17 protein-coding genes are annotated in these 20,778 nt (G+C 36.7%); all 17 read right to left on the bottom strand.

The window, feature by feature from the left end:
* Positions 1–401 precede the first annotated feature (401 nt).
* Complete coding sequence (mutL, locus tag MKX37_RS18360) at positions 402–2,345, bottom strand: DNA mismatch repair endonuclease MutL (protein WP_078421712.1); 1,944 nt, start codon at positions 2,343–2,345, stop codon at positions 402–404.
* Positions 2,346–2,353: 8 nt separating this feature from the next.
* The gene (gene mutS / locus MKX37_RS18365; RefSeq protein WP_002128699.1) at positions 2,354–5,026 is read right to left on the bottom strand and encodes a DNA mismatch repair protein MutS; all 2,673 of its coding nucleotides are present in this window, start codon (positions 5,024–5,026) and stop codon (positions 2,354–2,356) included.
* A 180-nt stretch (positions 5,027–5,206) separates the two neighbouring features.
* Positions 5,207–5,749, bottom strand: coding sequence for an outer spore coat protein CotE (gene cotE, locus MKX37_RS18370; protein WP_002014610.1), 543 nt, complete (start codon positions 5,747–5,749; stop codon positions 5,207–5,209).
* Between the two features lie 128 nt (positions 5,750–5,877).
* Entirely contained in the window at positions 5,878–6,309 is a 432-nt protein-coding gene (locus MKX37_RS18375; protein ID WP_002033698.1) for a RicAFT regulatory complex protein RicA family protein, read from the bottom strand.
* Between the two features lie 3 nt (positions 6,310–6,312).
* Positions 6,313–7,842 carry a tRNA (N6-isopentenyl adenosine(37)-C2)-methylthiotransferase MiaB gene (miaB, locus tag MKX37_RS18380; protein WP_002128700.1) on the bottom strand — a complete coding sequence of 510 codons (1,530 nt, stop codon included), beginning with the start codon at positions 7,840–7,842 and terminating at the stop codon, positions 6,313–6,315.
* A gap of 433 nt (positions 7,843–8,275) precedes the next feature.
* The gene (locus MKX37_RS18385; RefSeq protein ID WP_002088040.1) at positions 8,276–9,142 is read right to left on the bottom strand and encodes a 2-oxoacid:ferredoxin oxidoreductase subunit beta; all 867 of its coding nucleotides are present in this window, start codon (positions 9,140–9,142) and stop codon (positions 8,276–8,278) included.
* Entirely contained in the window at positions 9,129–10,886 is a 1,758-nt protein-coding gene (locus MKX37_RS18390) for a 2-oxoacid:acceptor oxidoreductase subunit alpha (RefSeq protein WP_002014603.1), read from the bottom strand. Before MKX37_RS18390 ends, MKX37_RS18385 begins: the two co-directional genes overlap by 14 nt.
* Positions 10,887–11,113: 227 nt before the next feature.
* The gene (locus MKX37_RS18395; RefSeq protein ID WP_002128703.1) at positions 11,114–12,037 is read right to left on the bottom strand and encodes a dipeptidase; all 924 of its coding nucleotides are present in this window, start codon (positions 12,035–12,037) and stop codon (positions 11,114–11,116) included.
* 59 nt (positions 12,038–12,096) lie between these two features.
* On the bottom strand, positions 12,097–12,357 hold the full coding sequence (gene spoVS / locus MKX37_RS18400; RefSeq protein WP_000404341.1) for a stage V sporulation protein SpoVS: 261 nt from the start codon (positions 12,355–12,357) through the stop codon (positions 12,097–12,099).
* A 149-nt stretch (positions 12,358–12,506) separates the two neighbouring features.
* Entirely contained in the window at positions 12,507–13,301 is a 795-nt protein-coding gene (locus MKX37_RS18405; RefSeq protein ID WP_002014601.1) for a TIGR00282 family metallophosphoesterase, read from the bottom strand.
* A 179-nt stretch (positions 13,302–13,480) separates the two neighbouring features.
* The gene (gene rny / locus MKX37_RS18410) at positions 13,481–15,046 is read right to left on the bottom strand and encodes a ribonuclease Y (protein ID WP_002014600.1); all 1,566 of its coding nucleotides are present in this window, start codon (positions 15,044–15,046) and stop codon (positions 13,481–13,483) included.
* 483 nt (positions 15,047–15,529) lie between these two features.
* The gene (recA, locus tag MKX37_RS18415; protein ID WP_002014599.1) at positions 15,530–16,561 is read right to left on the bottom strand and encodes a recombinase RecA; all 1,032 of its coding nucleotides are present in this window, start codon (positions 16,559–16,561) and stop codon (positions 15,530–15,532) included.
* A gap of 142 nt (positions 16,562–16,703) precedes the next feature.
* Positions 16,704–17,942, bottom strand: a complete 1,239-nt coding sequence (locus tag MKX37_RS18420) for a competence/damage-inducible protein A (protein ID WP_002014598.1) — start codon at positions 17,940–17,942, stop codon at positions 16,704–16,706.
* A gap of 20 nt (positions 17,943–17,962) precedes the next feature.
* Positions 17,963–18,541, bottom strand: a complete 579-nt coding sequence (pgsA, locus tag MKX37_RS18425; protein WP_002014596.1) for a CDP-diacylglycerol--glycerol-3-phosphate 3-phosphatidyltransferase — start codon at positions 18,539–18,541, stop codon at positions 17,963–17,965.
* A gap of 63 nt (positions 18,542–18,604) precedes the next feature.
* On the bottom strand, positions 18,605–19,516 hold the full coding sequence (locus tag MKX37_RS18430; protein WP_002128706.1) for a helix-turn-helix domain-containing protein: 912 nt from the start codon (positions 19,514–19,516) through the stop codon (positions 18,605–18,607).
* A 21-nt stretch (positions 19,517–19,537) separates the two neighbouring features.
* Positions 19,538–20,323: a DUF3388 domain-containing protein gene (locus tag MKX37_RS18435; protein WP_000574107.1), complete on the bottom strand. Its 786-nt coding sequence runs from the start codon at positions 20,321–20,323 to the stop codon at positions 19,538–19,540.
* Positions 20,324–20,462: 139 nt separating this feature from the next.
* Entirely contained in the window at positions 20,463–20,711 is a 249-nt protein-coding gene (locus MKX37_RS18440; RefSeq protein ID WP_000114449.1) for a DUF3243 domain-containing protein, read from the bottom strand.
* Between the last annotated feature and the right edge of the window lie 67 nt (positions 20,712–20,778).

The following is a 20,778-nucleotide window of genomic DNA, read 5'->3' on the forward strand; positions in this document are numbered from 1 at the left end:
GAGCATCATTGTGACCATGCACAGTTACGTTTTAAGTAGTGTCTAAATCTTGATTTTTCAGCTCACACACCCTTTAAAAAGGAGAGTTTACTAGAAAACTTTCCTTTTTAAAAGTGCTGATATAGCACGCTTTTTTCATTCTTAGTAGGATTTGATAACAGGATAAAGTAACCATAGCCAAAAAAGTAATTCCTTCAAAATGAATACATACTAAAAAACAAAATACCGTTATAAGCTCTTAAATACTCTTTCCAATTCTTATTTCAAAACTAAACTGCTTCACACTCATTGAACAATGACAAATCTACATAAAAAAGAGAGCAACTAATTACGGTTGCTCCCTTTGCAATCTAACTTTATCTTTATTAAATCCAAAACATTTTAGAAGAAAGCAATTTCCCCTACATAACCCTCTTAAACATCTTCTCCAACTCATAAGTAGAATGATGCACCAGAATCGGTCTTCCATGCGGACATGTATATGGGTTTGTTGTTGTACGAAGTTCTTCAAGTAAAGCGAATATTTGATCGTTCGTTAAATATTGATTTGCTTTAATCGATGCTTTACAGCTCATCATAATAGCTGCTTCTTCACGTAATTTTTTAATATCAACTTTTTTTAGTTTGACGACTTGCTCCATCATCTCATCAATGATTTCTGTTTCTTGTCCTTTCGGGAACCACGTTGGATGCGAACGAACGATAAAGGATTGATGGCCAAACTGCTCTAAAAATAGTCCGACTTTTTTTAGTTCTTCTAACTGCTCTTCGACACGTAAAAATTCGGTAAGAGATAAATCTATGCGGTACGGTACAAGTAATTCTTGTACTTCTTGCGTAACTCGTCCCACTTTATCACGGAAATATTCATAATTGATGCGCTCCTGCGCAGCATGCTGATCAATCATATATAGCCCGTTATCATTTTGAGCGAAAATATATGTTCCGTGCATCTGTCCAATTGGATAAAGTGGTGGTAAAGCGTTACCGTTCATTTCAATCTCTTTTATTTCGTGAACTTCTTCTTCCAATTCCTCTAATTCAAAATCGTCATCGTTGCTAGTCCATTCCTTTTCCTCTCGAACCGTTTGTTCTATTACCGGCTTAGAGGATGGCTGCCAGCTTTGCTCTTCTCTTACTAGTGACTGTGGTGGTTGCCATTCTTGCTTCGGCGGTTGCCACAGTTGTGCTGGTTGTTTTACAGTCGTTGTTTCTTCTTGTTTCTCATCCATTCCTGTTGGTAAAACGATGTTAGGCATAGATGATTCTCTCGGTTTTGTATGCTCAAACTTGAACTGTTCTTGCACACTTTCATCTTTTTCTTTTTTCCTCGTTGTTACACCAGCATCTGGAATGAGTTGTATTTTTTTGAATGCAGCTTGCAATGTTTCTTCGATAAGCTTTAGCAATTCTTGTTCTTTACTAAAGCGTACTTCTAATTTTGCTGGATGTACGTTGACATCAACAAGCATTGGATCCATTTCAATTGATAAGAAGCCGATTGGGTATCGTCCGATTGGCAATAACGTATGATATCCTTGCTGAATGGCTTTCATTAATACGAAATTTCGAACGTAACGGCCATTTACAATCGTTGACATATAGTTACGCGACGCTCTCGTTACTTCTGGTAATGTTACATATCCTTTAATTGTAAAGTCTAGAGATTCAGCTTCAATCGGAATAAGCTTCTTCGCAACTTGAATGCTGTAAATCGATGCAAGTACTTGTCTTACATCACCATTCCCTGATGTATGAAGCAATTTCTTTTCATTATGAAACAGTTTTAACGATACTTCTGGATGAGACATTGCAATACGATACACGATATCTGTAATGTTCCCAAGCTCTGTATGAATAGTTTTCATATATTTAAGACGCGCTGGTGTATTAAAAAATAAGTTTTGTACAGTAATATCTGTTCCTTTTCGGCTTGCCGTTTTCTCTTGTTTTATAATGTCTCCACCTTTAATACTAAGGTGTGTACCAGGCGCATCACCTGTGCTCGTAATTAATTCTAATTCACTCACTGAGGCAATACTCGGCAGGGCCTCTCCGCGGAAACCGAGCGTTCTTATACGAAATAAATCATTTTCATCTTTAATTTTACTCGTTGCGTGTCGTTCAAATGCAACGATACAATCTTCTTCAGCAATACCATCTCCATTATCGATGATGCGAATCTTCGATAATCCAGCTTCTTCTAAGTGGATTTCAATAGATGTACTATTCGCATCGATGGAATTTTCCACGAGTTCTTTTACAACTGAGGCCGGGCGCTCTACTACTTCCCCTGCCGCAATTAAGTTAGAGAGTTGATCATCGAGTTTGCGAATTTTCCCCATCTACTTACTCATCCTTTCTTTAACTTTTTCTGTAAACGATACAGTTCATTCATCGCTTCTAAAGGCGTCATATCGAGTAAATCAATCTTTTTAATTTGTGCAAGTACTGCCGTTTCTTTTGGATTTAGCACAGGCTTGTCTTGATTTTTCGAAGACTGTTCTCCTCCAAAGAAAGATAGTTGTGAATCTTCTTCAGTCTCTTCTTTCTTTTCTTGTATTTCTGCTGGTTCTTCTTTTACAACAACTGGTTCTGGAGCGACTTCTGGCACTTTCACTTCTACTCGTTTCGGAATAACAATTTCTTCCTGTCCTTCTAGTTGTGCTAACACTTCTTTCGCGCGAGCGATTAAGCTCTCTGGAAGCTCGGCAAGTTGAGCAACGTGAATTCCGTAACTTTTATCAGCCGCTCCATCTTGAATTTTATGAAGGAAAACTACTTTTCCATTCTCTTCAATTGCTGAAACATGTACATTCTTTAGTTGGTCTAAACTTTCTTCTAACACTGTTAATTCATGATAATGTGTAGAGAATAATGTTTTCGCACCAATTTGGTCATGAATATGTTCAATGATTGCTTGCGCAAGTGCCATACCATCATACGTGGATGTACCGCGTCCAATTTCATCGAATAAAATTAAACTTCTCTCTGATGCATTTGCAATTGCATTTTTCGCTTCTAACATTTCAACCATAAATGTACTTTGACCTGAGATTAAATCATCCGCTGCACCAATTCTCGTAAAGATTTGATCGAAGACTGGTAATACTGCTTCTGTCGCTGGTACAAAACAACCAATTTGTGACATAACAGTAACAAGTGCTAATTGTCTCATATACGTACTTTTACCAGACATGTTCGGTCCTGTAATTAAAAAGACATCCATCTTCTCCGGCATAATACAATCATTCGGTACATACAATTTCCCGTTCAATACTTTTTCAACGACAGGATGACGACCATCTTTAATAAAGATTTCGCGCTTATTTGTTAAAACAGGTTTTACAAACTGCTCTTCTTCACTAACTGTCGCAAAGCTTTGCAGTACGTCTAGTTCACTAATTACTTTCGCTAAATGCTGTAATTTCGGAATGAATACTTTTACTTCTTCGCGAAGTGCTGTAAATAAATCGTATTCTAATTGTACAATTTTCTCTTCTGCTTCTAAGATTAATGTTTCTTTTTCTTTTAGCTCATCTGTTATGAAACGCTCTGCATTTGCAAGTGTTTGTTTACGCTCATAGCGCCCTTCTGGAAGTGCTGCAAGATTAGCCTTCGTCACTTCAATATAGTAGCCGAAAATACGGTTGTACCCAATTTTTAATGATTTAACCCCTGTAATATCACGCTCTCGTTTTTCAAGCTCAGCAATCCACGTTTTTCCGTTTTTACTAACGTAACGATATTGATCAAGCTTATCATTATAGCCATCTTTAATAATATCTCCATCTTTAATAGAAAGCGGTGGGTTTTCTTGAATACTTCTTCCTAGTAATTCAGTTAAGCTCTCACATGGATCTGCACCTTGAATTAACCTTGCTGCATAAGCATTATCTAAAAGACTAATCGCTTCTAAAATAGCTGGTACTTGCAGTAAAGAACGTCTTAATTGTAATAAGTCCCGTGCATTTACATTACCAAATGCAACTTTCCCTGCTAAACGCTCTAAATCATATACTTCTTTTAACTTTTCTTTTAAATCTTCACGTAAGAAGTAATCATTTACAAACGTTTCAACCATTTCTAAACGCTCTTCAACTTTTTCTTTCTGGATAAGCGGACGTTCCATCCACTGTTTTAACATACGCCCACCCATAGCCGTTTTTGTTTTGTCTAATAGCCATAATAATGAGCCTGTCTTTTCCTTCGTGCGAAGAGTCTCTGTTAACTCTAAATTACGTTTTGAATGCACATCAATTTTCATAAATTGATTCGTGTAATAAATTTCTACTGGTTGCAAGTGATCTAACGAACGTTTTTGTGTTCTTATCACATAGTTAAATAAGCGTCCAATTGCTTTAATTAATTTTGCTTGGGAAACACTTTTCACAAGATGTTCTAATCCTTCTGGAATAGTTGTTGCATCTTCATACGAAATCGTCATTTTTAATGTTTCAGTTAACTTATTTAATTCATCTTTTGAAAATGTAGAATCTACAACAATTTCTTTTGAACCAGTCGCATACACTTCTAATAAAATATCTTCTACTGAACCAGTTAATAACGTCACTGTATTTTGTCCAGTCGTTAAGTCATTACAAGCTAGCGCATAAGATCCATCTTCGAAATGTGTTAATGCTGCTAAGAAGTTATTCTCCTTCTCGTCTATTGTACGCCCTTCCATCATCGTTCCTGGCGTAATTAGTTGTACTACTTCACGACGTACTACACCTTTAGCTGTTTTTGGGTCTTCCACTTGCTCACAAACAGCTACTTTATATCCTTTTTCAACAAGTTGTTCAATATAATTTTTAGCTGCATGATGCGGTACACCACACATCGGTATACGTTCACTACTACCACCATCTCGGCTCGTTAATGTAATTTCAAGTTCATGAGCTGCTTTAACCGCATCTTCAAAGAACATTTCATAAAAATCACCTAATCGGAAAAATAAAAAGGCATCTTGATAGTCTGCCTTAACCTTTAAGTATTGCTGTATCATAGGCGTATATTGCGTCATGTCTTTCCTCCATAATTCTTACATAATAATCTATATTCATATATGTCACACTTCACGGACATCCATATCTCCTATTCCAGGAGTCTCTCCTCATTATAGCACATTTCATAAGGAATCATGTTCATGCAGAACCACTTATGTACTGTAAAAAGCTAGGAAGAACTTCTCCCTAGCTTTCTCTTACTCTTCTTCTGCATCGACGATAAAGTTCGGATCTAATTCTTCAAACTCATCATCATCGACTTGGAAATCCTCGTCTGATTCTACGCAACCTTCAGGATTTACACTTACACAAATTTTCGTTTCCCCAACTACTTCTGTTACAAATTCACGTTCTACCGTCACAACAATTTTATTACCATTTGGCGATACAAGAGCTTCTAAACAATTTGGCGGCTGAATTACACGAGCGATAATTTCTAAATCGTCACCAGAGAAGTTTTTATCACGATACCCAATACTTACTTCATCATTGTAGTTAACACGTTCTGTTACAACTTCAGTCTTTGTGTTTCCATCAAATGAATACCAAGTGTTTACATCATAGAAACCTTCAATTTCCACATGTTTTCCATTCTTTCTCGCTTCGTACGAATGGTTAATTACCCAGCACCCTAAAATACTTGTTGGCTCATTATTCGATTCACATGTATGCGTTGACTTTGTATACTTACGTCCTTTTCCAACCACTGCTTTTGTAATAATCTCTCTAAATTCGGACATTCGTAACCCTCCTCAATCACTATTCACTTAATCATATGCGTGACAATAGCGGAATGTGTCATTCTTTTTTTTGAGAAGAATTTCCGATATAACCCACTAAAAAAAAGAGATGTCAATAAGACATCTCTTTAACAACCACAATTTCCTTTTTTACTTTCTACTGCTGCACCAGTTTCGCCCTTCAACACATCGCCGCCAGTTGAAACTAATATTTCATCTGTTACATTGTTAGAAATGGTACTAGCAACTAGCTGTAGTAAGTCATTTACATATGTTTGTGAAGATTTAAACTCCTGTACAACTGGGATATTATCTAACTTATCTTGAAGTGCATCAATTTCAGCTTCTACTTTTTTCAAAGCTTCCCATTTCCCATAATGTTGCAAATTTACTGCTTGTTTTTGCAAAGCTTTTATTTCATCAATTGCTCGCTTTACATTTTCATTTTTATGAATTTGTGCTTCTGCTCGCTTAAAGAAATCGACTTCTTCTGTTTCAGAGATCATTTTTGCTAATTCTTTCGCTTGCTCAACAATTTCATCTTTCGTATATACTTTCATCTATTATTTCACCTCAATCGGCTCCTTAACCAATTCCCCGTTAAGAGACCAAGTTTTTGCTTCCGTTATTTTTACTTTCACAAGCTGACCAATTAAAGATTTTGAAGCAACAAAGTTTACAAGTTTATTCGTACGTGTATATCCCGCAAGTACTTCAGGATTATTCTTACTTTCTCCCTCAACTAATACTTCTACAATTTGACCTATATAACACTTATTCTTATTAACTGCATATTCATTCACTAGTGTATTTAAGCGTTGTAATCGCTCTTTCTTCACTTCCATCGGAACATTATCTTGCATTTTTGCAGCTGGTGTACCTTCACGCGGAGAATAAATAAATGTAAATGCCGTATCAAATCCTACTTCACGATATAACGACATCGTCTCTTCAAACTGCTCATCCGTTTCATTTGGGAAACCAACGATAATATCAGTCGTTAGCACTGCATTCGGAATTGTTTCTTTAATTTTTCGTACAAGCTCTAAATAGTGTTCTCGCGAATATTTACGCGCCATAATTTTAAGCATATCTGTACTACCAGATTGAACCGGTAAGTGGATATGTTCTACTAGGTTACCACCTTTTCCAAGAACATCAATTAAATGATTGTCAAAATCACGTGGATGACTTGTTGTAAAACGAATACGCGCGATATCGATTTTACGAAGTTCATCCATTAAATCGCCAAGACCATATTGTATATCTTCAAAGTCTTTACCGTATGCGTTTACGTTTTGTCCAAGTAACGTAATTTCTTTATAACCGTTCGCAGCTAAATGGCGAATTTCTTTAATAATATCTTCTGGACGTCTGCTGCGCTCTTTTCCGCGTGTATACGGTACAATACAATATGTACAAAACTTATCACAGCCATACATAATATTTACCCAAGCTTTAATATCACCACGACGTACTTTCGGAAGGTTTTCAATTACATCCCCTTCTTTTGACCAAACTTCAACTACCGTCTCTTTTGAGAACATTGCGTCCTTTAGAATATACGGTAATCTATGAATATTGTGTGTACCAAACACCATATCTACATGCTGATTTTTTTGCATAATTTTATTTACAACAGATTCCTCTTGAGACATACAACCACATACACCAATTATAAGATCCGGATTTCTTCGCTTTAATGATTTTAAATGACCAAGTTCACCGAACACTTTATTTTCAGCATTTTCACGAATTGCACAAGTATTTAATAAAATTACATCTGCCTCTTCAGTTGAAAAGGTTGGCTCATATCCAAGTGTTGTAAAAATCCCAGCCATTACTTCTGTATCATGCTCATTCATTTGACAGCCATATGTACGAATGTAAAACTTTCTTCCTGCGCCAAAATTGCGAAACTCTTCAGGTAGGCCAAAATCTCTTTCAATTTTAACTTCTTCTTTCCCACGCTTTTTCGCCAATTTCAAGGAAGGTGGTTGGTATACACTTTCAAAGTATTTACTATAATCTTTCTCTTCTTTTTTCGTAGAGGAATTTGCTTGTCGACTTGCTAATCGTTGTTGCTCGTTCATCGGTAATCTCCTTTCACCCTTAACTATACACACACTCTGTAGTCCATTTTAATGCGCTTAGACCCATCTCAATGATGTTAGATAGCATGAGAGATAACTTGCCCTTTGAAACTTGAGTAATCGATCTAATCATCCGTAAGAATGAAGTCTTCCCCACACAAATAGACATTCCCTTTTTTTTATTTCATCTTGTCCTACCCAAAAGTATATTGCTTTATCCCTATACACATTATCATAGTATAGAGCCTTTAGCCAACTTTAACGAAGAAGGCTTCTTATCCTATATTTCATTTCACAGTTAATGAACATGCTATTTTTATACAACGATTTATATATTATTTTATCATTCTGAATTTTCTAAGTAAACAAATCTATTAATTATTTTTATTCACTCAAAAAGAAGGTTACCAAGCGGCAACCTTCTCTCCGATCATTACATAAATTCAGCAACAAGCTCATCAAACATTTTCTGATCCATATTCAAATCAGCTTGCACTAAAGGTTTTTCACTATAGTCTTTTACAAGCTCTTGGTAAGAAGGCTGCTTTGTGTTTTGATAAATTAAACCTGTTACTAACCCGTTCTTTTCCATTAATGTTTGCATAGCCATCATGCGGTTAGATGGATCATATCCTTCTACTGTACTTAGTTTCGTTAAATTCTCTTTAAACCAATCATAAGTATTTACTTTATTATAAGTAACACATGGACTAAATACATTAATTAATGAAAAGCCTTTATGGTTAATACCAGCTTCAATAATTTGCGTTAATTCTTTTAAATCACTTGAAAAGCTTTGCGCCACAAATGTCGCACCAGCTGTTAAAGCCATTTCCATAACATTTAGTGATGGTTCAATTGAACCTTGTGGTGTACTTTTCGTTTTAAATCCAGCTTCACTACGTGGTGAAGTTTGACCTTTTGTTAATCCGTAAATTTGGTTATCCATTACGATGTACGTAATATCAATGTTACGACGAATAGAATGGATTGTATGTCCCATACCAATCGCAAAACCATCACCGTCACCACCGGATGCAATAACTGTTAAATCACGATTTGCCATTTTCACACCTTGTGCAATTGGAAGAGCACGTCCGTGAATACTATGCAAACCATATGAATTAATATACCCTGAAATACGACCGGAACAGCCGATACCAGAAATAACAGCTAGCTCATCTGGATTTAAACCAACGTTAGCTGCCGCACGCTGAATCGCAGCCTGCACCGAGAAGTCTCCGCAACCTGGGCACCAGTTTGGTTTTACACTGTTACGAAAGTCCTTAAATGTTGCCATTTAATACAACCCCTTTTTTACATTCGTTGTAAATCTCTTTCGGCAAGAATGGATTTCCATCGTATTTTAAAAGACTAGAAATTTTCTCGCCATTGCCAAGATTCATTTTCATAATGTTAGCAAGCTGACCAGTTGCATTGTTTTCTACTACTACAACACGCTTCGCTTTTTTCACAAGTGGATCGATTTCAGCTGTTGGGAACGGATGAATTAAACGTACATGGGCATGGTTTACTTTCATTCCTTCTTGTTCTAAACGCTGCATTGCCTCTTCGATCGCACCACGAGTTGAGTTAAAGCCTACTAACAATACGTCTGCGTCATCATGCTTAGCATTTTTGTAAATAGGGGTATTAAACTGTAAATTCGCCATTTTACGGAAACGTTTGTCCATTTGATCTTTACGATTTAACGCTGATTCAGATGGTTTACCCGTTTCATCATGTTCTACACCTGTAACATGGTGAATACCATTTTTCATACCAGGTAAAACACGTGGTGAAATTCCATCTTCTGTTACTTCATAACGCTTGAAGTATGCTTTATTTTCACGTTCTGGTAATTCTACTTCTAAATCAAGCTTACCACGACGAATTTCCACTTTATCTAACTTAAGTGGTTCTACTGTTTGCTTTCCTAAAGAAAGCTGTAAATCTGTTAAGAAAATAACAGGCACTTGATATTCTTCTGCTAAGTTAAACGCTTCTACAATATCATAGAAAGCTTCTTCAACTGTACTTGGCGCCATTACGATTTTTGGAATTTCACCATGTGTTCCGTAAATCATAGCCATTAAGTCAGACTGCTCTTGTTTTGTTGGTAAGCCTGTACTTGGACCACCGCGTTGTGTATCAATGATAACTAGCGGTGTTTCAGTAATACCTGCTAAACCAATTGCTTCCATCATTAAAGAAAGACCAGGACCAGCAGATGCTGTTAATGTACGAACACCAGCGTAGTTTGCACCGATCGCCATTGTACAAGCTGCGATTTCATCCTCAGTTTGGATTACTGTTCCGCCGACTTTCGGTAACTTTTTAATTAAATATTCCATAATTTCAGATGCAGGTGTGATTGGATATGCAGACATAAAGCGAGCGCCACCAGTTACCGCACCAAATGCGATTGCGTCGTTTCCAATCATAAACATGCGTTTCTTACCGTCAGCTTTTTCAAGCTGCATCATGTTTACTTTCTCACCAAGCAATTCTTTCATGTATTGAGAGCCGCGTTTAATTGCTTCCATATTCTTTTGAACGACTTGCTCTCCTTTACGACCAAAGATTTCTTCAACAACCTCTAAATAAGCTGTTTCGTCTAATCCTAATACCGCACTAGATGCCCCAACAGCAACCATATTTTTCATTAAAGATGTGCCTAATTCTGAAGCGATATCTGTAAACGGTATCACATATAGATTTACATCTGTATTATCAGGTATTGTCGGATTAAATTTCGCATCCGCAACTACAATTCCGCCCGGACGTAGTTCGTGGAAGTTAAAATCAATTGTTTCTTGATCAAAAGCAATTAAAATATCTAAATCATCTGAGATCGCGCGTACTTCTGTTGTACTTACACGAATTTTATTATTTGTATGGCCGCCTTTAATACGTGATGAGAAGTGGCGGTAACCGTATAGGTAATATCCTAATCGGTTTAATGCAATACAGAAGATTTCCCCTGTACTTTCAATTCCTTCACCTTGTTGGCCTCCAACTTTCCATGAAAGTTGACTAATCATCTCCTACACCCCTTTTGGCTGCATTCATTGTAGTGTATTTTTTTACAGTATTAGTTTAGCATTTTTTATGCAAATAAACTACAATGGACGCAAATTATGCCTCTTCTGTTTTCCCTGAATCTTTAGTATAATGCTATTTCGTTTACCATTCTAGTATTAGGTCTTAAAAAAATCAATAAATTCAAGTGAATTTATTTTAACTCTTCCGAATTATTAAAATATAATTTTTAGAACGTTATACAGTCAACAAAATTTTTATACAAAAATCGCTCTACAGTTGATTCATTATACTTTTTACACAGTTGATTAATTATATTTTCATAATCCCTATATACTTCTACACCTACAACAGTTTCTAAAATCCCATCAAAATCAGAACCGAATCCTATATTTTTTTCTCCACCTAATGAACAAATATATTCCACATGCCTTAATATATCTGCTATATTCGCTTGTCTTTCATTCGTTAAAAACTGCGGTACGAAAGTAATACCAATAATGCTATTTTTCTTTATAAGGGCTCTTATTTGTTCATCGGTTAAATTGCGTGGATGCCCACAAAGTTGATAACAGTTTGAATGAGATGCAATTGGGTTTTTAGCAATTTCAATAACATCCCAAAAGCTTCTTTCATTTAAGTGAGACACATCGGTCCATAAATGTAACGTATTAAGTTCTTGTACAACTTGTCTACCAAATGTAGTTAAACCTGCTCCACGTGCCTCTAGCGCTCCATCAGCTAACAGATTGGCATAGTTCCATGTCAATCCAAAGGAACGTACACCTAAGCGATAAAACAAACGTAATTTCATCGCTTCTTTTCCAATTGCTTCGCATCCTTCTAATGTTAATAATGCTCCAATCTCGTCCTGTTTTAGCATGTTAATATCGTTTTTTGTCTGAATAAACTTCATTCCTGGTAGCGATAGAATTTCATTATGAAAAATATCTATCATTTGCAGCGCAACTTCAAAACGCTTTTCATACGCTACTGTTTCTGGTATATATATAGCAAAGCATTGTATACTTCCTTTTCTTTTCATTAATTGTTCAAATGTAATATGTAATTGTGAATCGTTTTGAAAGTCTTTTTTTCCCTTTGCACTCCATAACTGAAAGAGTACATCGCAATGTGCATCAAAAATTTTCATTTTCATTCCTCCATTACAAAAACAACCTGTTTGCATACATGCAAACAGGTTGTTTCAACTTAACGAGGTTCTACAATTAATTTTATCGCTGTACGCTCTTCACCATCAATCATAATATCTGTAAACGCTGGGATACAAATCAAGTCCAAACCGCTAGGCGCTACAAATCCTCTTGCAATTGCTACTGCCTTTACCGCTTGGTTTAATGCACCTGCACCAATAGCTTGAATTTCTGCTGTTCCGCGTTCGCGAATAACACCTGCAAGTGCACCAGCTACAGAATTAGGGACCGACGTTGCTTTAACTTTTAATATTTCCATTCCGCGTTTCCTCCTCGTTTCTATAAAAAGTAATAGCAATTATTTCACTTTAACTTATATTCACGAGGAATGGCACGTATTCCTGCTAAATTTCTGTAATTTTTCTAAAAAATTAAAATATAACGAATCCTCTAACTTTTTGTTAAAAATCAGTCAAAAAATGGCTGGTCATCATTAATTAAAATGCGCTCAATTTTCTTTGCTTTCCCTGTATTAGGATCCACATCAATTAACACTGCACTTAATTGTGTTCTACCATTCGTCACTTCAAAACGCACTGGTAAGTTCGTTAAAAACTTCTTCAATACCGCTTCGCGATCCATACCTAAAATCCCATCATATGGGCCTGTCATACCAACATCTGTAATATAAGCTGTTCCGCTTGGTAAAATACGATTATCAGCTGTAGGAACGTGTGTATGTGTACCTACTACCGCTGTAGCACGACCGTCTACATACCAACCTAACGCCTGCTTCTCACTTGTTGTTTCAGCATGAAAATCAACAAAGATAATGTTTGTACGTTTTTTTGCAATACTGATTAACTCATCCACTTTACGGAATGGACAATCAATTGGAGGAAGGAAAGTACGTCCTTGTAAGTTAATAACTGCAACTTCTGTTCCATTACAATTTACAAAGATAAGCCCTTTTCCCGGCGTTCCTTCTGGGAAGTTAGCTGGTCTTGCAAGATATTTTGCATCATCGATAAATTCAAATACTTCACGGTTATCCCAAGCGTGGTTTCCAAGCGTAACCGCTTGTGCCCCGCACTCTAAAAAGTTTCGATATATTTTTTCCGTAATTCCACGTCCACCCGCAGCATTTTCTCCATTAATAATTGTTACTGTCGGTGTATATTTCTTCTTTAATGCCGGTACGTACTGTTGAATCATGTCTCTACCAGGAGATCCTACTACATCCCCAACAAATAATATTCTCATATGTCTTACCCTTTCTATGTACTACATTTTTTATTACCATACTATAACCTTAAAGCTATTTCCTTACAACAGTTACAATTTATCTATTATAAGTTTCTTTCACTTGCATACTGCTCATAAATAATTTTCTTTATTTTACCCAATTCCAACACAAAAAAATAAAGTGGTGTTTCACCACTTTATTTTGCGTATTCCACTGCACGTGTTTCACGAATAACAGTTACTTTAATATGTCCTGGATAATCCAGTTCATTTTCAATACGTTTTCGAATATCACGAGCTAAACGATGAGCTTCTAAATCATCAATTGTATCTGGTTTTACCAGAATACGAACTTCACGTCCTGCTTGAATTGCGAAAGATTTTTCTACGCCTTCATAAGACTCTGAAATTTCTTCTAACTTTTCAAGACGACGAATGTAATTCTCAAGCGTTTCACTACGAGCTCCCGGTCTTGCAGCTGATAATGCATCTGCTGCAGCAACTAGAACTGCAATGATAGAAGTTGGTTCTGTGTCACCATGGTGAGATGCGATACTGTTTATTACAACAGGATGCTCTTTATATTTCGTTGCGAGTTCAACACCAATTTCAACGTGGCTACCTTCTACTTCATGATCGATTGCTTTTCCGATATCATGTAATAGACCAGCACGTCTTGCTAGTTTTTCATCCTCACCAAGCTCCGCTGCCATAAGTCCAGTTAAGTATGCAACTTCCATAGAGTGTTTTAAGACGTTTTGTCCGTAACTTGTACGGTATTTTAAACGACCTAAAATTTTAATTAAATCTGGATGTAAGCCATGAACACCCACTTCAAACGTTGTTTGCTCTCCGACTTCACGAATATACTCGTCCACTTCACGTCTTGATTTTTCGACCATCTCTTCAATACGCGCTGGGTGAATACGTCCGTCCTGTACTAGTTTATCAAGAGCGATACGAGCTGTTTCACGACGAATCGGGTCAAATCCTGATAGAATTACAGCTTCTGGTGTATCATCGATAATAAGGTCAATACCTGTTAACGTTTCTAACGTACGAATGTTACGACCTTCACGTCCGATAATACGTCCCTTCATTTCGTCATTTGGAAGATTTACAACCGAAACGGTTGTTTCAGCAACATGATCAGCTGCACATCTTTGCATTGCAAGAGATAAAATCTCTTTTGCCTTCTTATCCGCTTCTTCTTTCGCGCGAACTTCACTTTCTTTTACCATAACGGCAATTTCATGAGAAACTTCACTTTCCACTTTACCAAGAATAATTGCTTTCGCTTGTTCGCGGGTCAGATTGGAAATGCGCTCTAATTCTGTTTGTTGCTTTTGAACTAACTCTCCCACTTTGCTTTCCAACTCTTCAATCTGTTGTTGTTTCGCTACAAGAGATTCCTCTTTCTTTTCTAACTGTCGCTCGCGGTTATCGAGCGTTTCGTCTTTACGATCAAGGTTCTCTTCTTTTTGCATTAAACGATTTTCTTGTTTTTGTAATTCGCTTCTACGGTCACGAATTTCTAATTCAGCTTCTGTACGAAGTGTATGAATTTCATCCTTTGCTTCTAAAAGCGCTTCTTTCTTAAGTGCTTCAGCATCACGATTCGCTTCGTCTAGAATACGTTTTGCTTCATTAGCTGCACCATTAATCTTCGCTTCAGCAATAGACTTTCGAACAAAAAAGCCAACAACTGCACCGACTGTTGCAAGCAAAATGGAGATGAGTATCCAAACTGTACTACTACTCATGATTTCACCTCCCCTTGCTATGAATGAAAAAAGACTGTCGGCATGTACATTGAATTACAACGTACAGCAAAGACCGTCGTCCCGCTTTTTTAAGGGACTTTCTTCATTTCACAATTAAAATGTCATATTATTATTTCGGCAAGATTTAAGTCTTACTCCGAATATTACTTCTCTTCTTGAGAAGAGTATATCGTATATAAGAAAAAATATACATTCTCATTGTATCTATCGCAATTTTCATTGTCAAGCGTTGTCTACTTTTACTTTCTTTACCTTCAGCCCTGAATCTTATATGGATTAAAAAAACAGACGGCATATTATCCTGGAAAACCTTAGAAAATCCCAATTCATTCACTTAAAATATATGAATATTCCCCTTTACACATAGCCTTTTGGATAGAATAAATATTTTATCTCCAGCTATATACAACGCTTTCATAGTGGATTAAAAAATAAAAGACACGGGACCGTGTCTTTTATTTTTTAATCTTGACGAGTTGAATCTTCCGTGTCTTCAACACCAGAGTTTTCACCAATTCCGTGATGTTCACGAACAAAGAAGGCAATTTCTTCTCTTAAATCCGTATTCTCTTTTAAGAATTGCTTCGAATTTTCACGACCTTGTCCTAAGCGTTCTTCATTATAAGAGTACCAAGCACCGCTCTTTTGAACGATATCAAGTTCAGAAGCCATATCTAAGATTTCACCTTCTCTTGAAATACCTTCTCCGTACATAATATCAACTTCAGCAACACGGAATGGCGGTGCTACTTTATTTTTAACTACTTTTACTTTCGTTTTATTACCAACAATATCGTTACCTTGCTTTAACTGCTCAGCACGACGTACTTCAAGACGGACAGTTGAATAGAATTTCAACGCACGACCACCTGGAGTTGTTTCTGGGTTCCCGAACATAACCCCAACTTTTTCACGAATTTGGTTGATAAAGATTGCGATTGTTTTTGATTTGTTGATTGCACCTGAAAGTTTACGAAGTGCTTGTGACATTAAACGTGCTTGTAAACCAACGTGAGAGTCACCCATGTCCCCTTCGATCTCAGCTTTCGGTACAAGAGCTGCCACAGAGTCAATTACGATAATATCAACCGCTCCACTTCGTACAAGTGCTTCTGCGATTTCTAGTCCTTGCTCCCCTGTATCAGGCTGTGATAATAGTAATTCATCTATGTTAACACCTAATTTTTGTGCATATACAGGATCCATTGCATGCTCCGCATCAATGAACGCTGCTTGTCCACCTTGACGCTGTACTTCCGCGATTGCGTGTAATGAAACTGTTGTTTTACCTGAACTTTCAGGTCCATAAATTTCAATAACACGGCCACGTGGGTATCCGCCTACCCCTAGTGCCACATCAAGTGCTAAAGAACCACTTGAAATTGTAGAAATTCTACGCTCCGCTTGTTCTCCTAATTTCATAATTGAACCTTTACCGAATTGCTTCTCTATTTGTTTTAACGCCATATCTAATGCCGCTTGACGATCGCTCATTCAAAATTCCTCCTTAACTAAATTGCTAATCTTATTATACCTATTTTCAATTCAATTTGCCAACAAAAATCGAACATTTATTCGTTTTTTTATTTTATATCGAATAAAACTAGGTTTTCCAACAAAAAAAACTAGAAGAAATTTATATCTCTTCTAGCTTTTTAAATAAATGATAAAATCCATATTTTGTAGAGCGTTCTCTAATTTGTTGACGACTTCCACTTAAATTAAGCGAGAAGACTACAGCTGGTTCATCTTTAATCACCAATCCAATAAATACTGTTCCTGGTTCTTTATGCTCTGAAGCATCCGGTCCTGCCACCCCAGTGAAACTAATTCCGATATCTGCTTTTAACAGTTCCTTTACATTTTCAGCAAGATAGCGAGCACACTGTTTACTAACCGCGCCATCAGTACGTAACACTTCTTCAGGTACATGTAAAATTTGTTGCTTCACATCATTTTGATAACAAATGACACCGCCTTTAAATACAGATGAAACACCAGCATTTTCTGTTACTTGATTTCCAAAAAGACCACCTGTTAAACTTTCTGCACACGCTAAAGTTAACCCTTTTTCCTTCAATAGCCTTATTGCCTTGTAATGAAGGAAATCTTGGTCATATCCGTAGAAAAATTCTCCTACTCTTTCTAAAATCAAATCTTCCACATGCTGAATCAGTTTCTCCGCCTCATCAGCATCATGATGTTTGGCAGTTAAACGTAATGTCACTTCGCCATCATTTGCAAGTGGTGCAATGGTTGGGTTCGTTTGTCCATCAATTAAATCTTGAACTTTCACCTCTAATTGAGATTCCCCAATACCAAAAAAACGAAGAACACGAGAATAAATATTTTCCCCCGTTGTAAACTTACATAAAAAAGGCTCTACGTAACTTATATACATCGGCTTCATTTCTTTTGGTGGTCCTGGTAATAAAATATAAACTTTTCCGTTCGTATTTAATCCCATACCAGGCGCCATACCGTGATCATTCGCAAATACAGTCGATCCATTTAAAACGAGCGCCTGCTTTTTATTATTCTCCGTAAATTCACGGCCTGTACGCTTAAAATAATCGCTTATCGATGTTAATGCCTTTTCATCATACACAAGCTCTTCATCTAAACTAGACGCTATTGTTTCTTTCGTTAAATCATCTTTTGTCGGTCCTAATCCACCTGTAAAAATGAGCATATCAGCTCGTTCTTCAGCCAATTCAATTGCCTTCTGTAATCGCTTGTTATTATCCCCAACAACAGTATGGTAGTACACGTTAATTCCGATTGAAGCTAACTTTTCAGATAAAAACTGGGCATTTGTATTTGCAATTTGTCCAAGTAATAATTCCGTTCCAACCGCAATAATTTCAGCATTCATCCCAATTCCCCCATAAACTTCTATTTTGAGTTTACAAAAGCATCTTTATTTTTCCAGAAATAATCCCATCCTGAAATAACGGTAAAGAATAATGCAATCCATATGAAAATATCTGCAACTGGAATATGAAGTAGATTTAACGGTACATCATGTAATAAGTATGCTGCAATCGCAATAATTTGTGTCCATGTCTTAATTTTCCCTAGCTGATTTGCTGCAACTACTTCTCCTGTCCCAGCAAGTACAAGGCGTAAACCTGTTACTGCAAACTCACGGCTTATAATTACAATAACGATCCAAGCAGGTACATATTGCATTTCTACCAATGTGATAAGTGCTGCCGAAACAAGTAATTTATCTGCTAACGGGTCAAGGAATTTCCCTAAATTCGTTACAAGATTATACTTTCTTGCATAATGTCCATCAATCCAATCTGTAGCCGAAGCAATAATAAAGATAAGTGCCCCTACTAAATGTTGAATTGGTAACTCTACATCACCAATTATAAATGAGCCCCACTCAAAGGGCGCTAACATAATTACCATAAAAATTGGAATTAAGAAGATTCTAGATATTGTAATTTTATTTGGTAAATTCACAGCTATTCCTCCATCATGTCAAAAACATTTGTTCATTGAAAAAAGTCATCGAAGCGATGACTGTTATTGCGCAGCTTGCCCTATCCCTTGGTTTTTTATCACCAATCTTTGGTGATATTCTTTTGCTGGATCTAATGGGAAAGTAACCACTTGGCCATTCAGTTTAATTTCAACATTCGGTGCACTTCCAATATTAAGCCGCACTTCTTTTACTGTTGATAAATCACGTTTTTCTGTTTGACCACTTTGTACTGTAGTGTTTAGAATTTCGTTACCCGCATCATCTTTAACATCTACATAGCTTGCACCCTTCGCTGAAATTTCCAGTTCTAATGTTTTATTATTATGAATTTCCAAAGTAGATACCTTACCACTCGTTCCAACTACCTTCACTTCTTGTTGTCCAGTTGGTTGCGCTGGTTGCTCTTCTTTCTTTGGTTCTTCTTTCTTTGGTTCTTCTTTTTTTGGTTCTTCCGCTTTCGCTTCATCTTTCTTCGTATCTAACGGAGAATTTTTTGCTTTTTGAACCTCAATTTTCTCACTTTGAGCATTTGGAACTTGCCTATCATCTTTTCCAGTTAACGCTTGAATAACAAACCAGACTACCACTCCAAATGCGATTACTAACAACGCAATCAAAATTTTGGGCATATGATCCGCAATTGGCCATGATGAAGATTTTTGCATTGTTTCTTGTGTTTTTTGTCCAGTTGATACTTGTGGAACTTCACGTTTTTCAGACTGTGGTATCGTACTCTGATATTCCACAAGCAGTTCCTCTCCATTTAATCCAACAGCATCTGCATATTGTTTAATGAATGCACGCGCATAAAAAGCTCCTGGCAACACATCATAATTGCCTTCTTCAATCGCTACTAAATGGCGTTTTTGAATTTTTGTAATCTCATGCAGCTGATCAATAGATAAGCCTTTCGCTTCTCTTGCTTCTGTCAGCTTTTGTCCTAATTCCGTCACTACTAACACCTCAATATTTCTTTAAAAGTCGAACATAGAGAAATTGTTTTGCGTACCTTGCTCAATTTCATCTACTAAATTATATTGAATTTCTTCATCATAATCGTTACGCAATTCGATAATATAATCAAAATCATCCAATGTGTATTCTGACTGACTCACAAACACATCCGGATGTTCCACAACTTTCGTTGCAGGCAATCTCATGATTTCACGAACGAGCTGCCAGTGTCTTTCATTTGCACGCTTTGTCGACACAATTCCATCTAGTATGAAAATATTATCGTCGCTATACTCATCTTCAATCAATTGGCTACGAACAGTTTGCTTAATGAGAGTAGATGATACGAATAACCATCTCTTATTTGCACAAACACTTGCGGCAACAATAGATTCTGTTTTTCCGACACGAGGCATTCCTCGTATCCCAATTAATTTATGACCTTCTTTTTTCATTATCTCCGCCATAAAGTCTACAAGCAATCCTAATTCATCACGCACAAATCGAAATGTTTTCTTATCATCTGCATCTCGTTGTATGTACCTACCATGTCTAACTGCTAGCTTATCTCTAAGCTTTGGCGGACGATATTTCGTTACCGTTATATTATCCATCGTATTTAAAATTGATTCAAGTCTAGAGATTTGTTCTTGATTATCACACATAAGCAAAAGTCCACGTCGTGCATTATCTACACCATTAATTGTGACAATATTGATGCCAAGCATACCGATTAACGAAGAAACGTCACCAAGTAAGCCAGGTCGGTTTTTATGTATTTCATATTCAAAATACCATTCAATCATCCAAGATCACTCCCCTACGCTTACTTTACACCTACGTACTATATTATATGATTTCACCTTAATAGGGAAGCTAAATGTATAATCTATTCCTCCTAATTACTATACAAAAAAAGTAGAGAGGAGAAGCTCCTCTCTACTTTTACTTATGTTGTACAAACTTCACCATTAAATTTGCAATTGTATGTTGCTCTTGTTCATCAGCAACTTTCCAAAGCTCAGACAATAATTTTTCTTGATCGTTGCGCGCTTCTACTTCATTTGCTAAATAATCACCAACACGAAATGCCATATCTGATACGGCACCACCATCAAGCCCTTTTCCCCCCGCTTGTTCTAAACGTTCTCCTAAAAAGCTCTTCCACTGATCAAAATTATCTAACACTGACATGTTTAAGCACCTCACTATTTTAGTAATAGAATCATGCTTAATTTGTACAATTTCTTGTTTTTTATGT

The organism is Bacillus sp. FSL R5-0709 (assembly GCF_038004785.1).
Classification (GTDB): Bacteria; Bacillota; Bacilli; order Bacillales; family Bacillaceae_G; genus Bacillus_A; species Bacillus_A mycoides.

Bases quoted from the DNA above. Each gene is read 5' to 3' on its own strand.
- recA (WP_002014599.1), bottom strand. From the start codon at position 16,561: ATGAGCGATCGTCAAGCGGCATTAGATATGGCGTTAAAACAAATAGAG.
- cotE (WP_002014610.1), bottom strand. From the start codon at position 5,749: ATGTCCGAATTTAGAGAGATTATTACAAAAGCAGTGGTTGGAAAAGGA.
- MKX37_RS18390 (WP_002014603.1), bottom strand. From the start codon at position 10,886: ATGATTAGTCAACTTTCATGGAAAGTTGGAGGCCAACAAGGTGAAGGA.
- MKX37_RS18375 (WP_002033698.1), bottom strand. From the start codon at position 6,309: ATGAAAGTATATACGAAAGATGAAATTGTTGAGCAAGCGAAAGAATTA.
- spoVS (WP_000404341.1), bottom strand. From the start codon at position 12,357: ATGGAAATATTAAAAGTTAAAGCAACGTCGGTCCCTAATTCTGTAGCT.
- MKX37_RS18420 (WP_002014598.1), bottom strand. From the start codon at position 17,942: ATGAATGCTGAAATTATTGCGGTTGGAACGGAATTATTACTTGGACAA.
- MKX37_RS18385 (WP_002088040.1), bottom strand. From the start codon at position 9,142: ATGGCAACATTTAAGGACTTTCGTAACAGTGTAAAACCAAACTGGTGC.
- MKX37_RS18440 (WP_000114449.1), bottom strand. From the start codon at position 20,711: ATGTCAGTGTTAGATAATTTTGATCAGTGGAAGAGCTTTTTAGGAGAA.
- mutL (WP_078421712.1), bottom strand. From the start codon at position 2,345: ATGGGGAAAATTCGCAAACTCGATGATCAACTCTCTAACTTAATTGCG.
- MKX37_RS18405 (WP_002014601.1), bottom strand. From the start codon at position 13,301: ATGAGAATATTATTTGTTGGGGATGTAGTAGGATCTCCTGGTAGAGAC.
- MKX37_RS18395 (WP_002128703.1), bottom strand. From the start codon at position 12,037: ATGAAAATTTTTGATGCACATTGCGATGTACTCTTTCAGTTATGGAGT.
- miaB (WP_002128700.1), bottom strand. From the start codon at position 7,842: ATGAACGAGCAACAACGATTAGCAAGTCGACAAGCAAATTCCTCTACG.
- mutS (WP_002128699.1), bottom strand. From the start codon at position 5,026: ATGACGCAATATACGCCTATGATACAGCAATACTTAAAGGTTAAGGCA.
- rny (WP_002014600.1), bottom strand. From the start codon at position 15,046: ATGAGTAGTAGTACAGTTTGGATACTCATCTCCATTTTGCTTGCAACA.
- MKX37_RS18435 (WP_000574107.1), bottom strand. From the start codon at position 20,323: ATGATTGAATGGTATTTTGAATATGAAATACATAAAAACCGACCTGGC.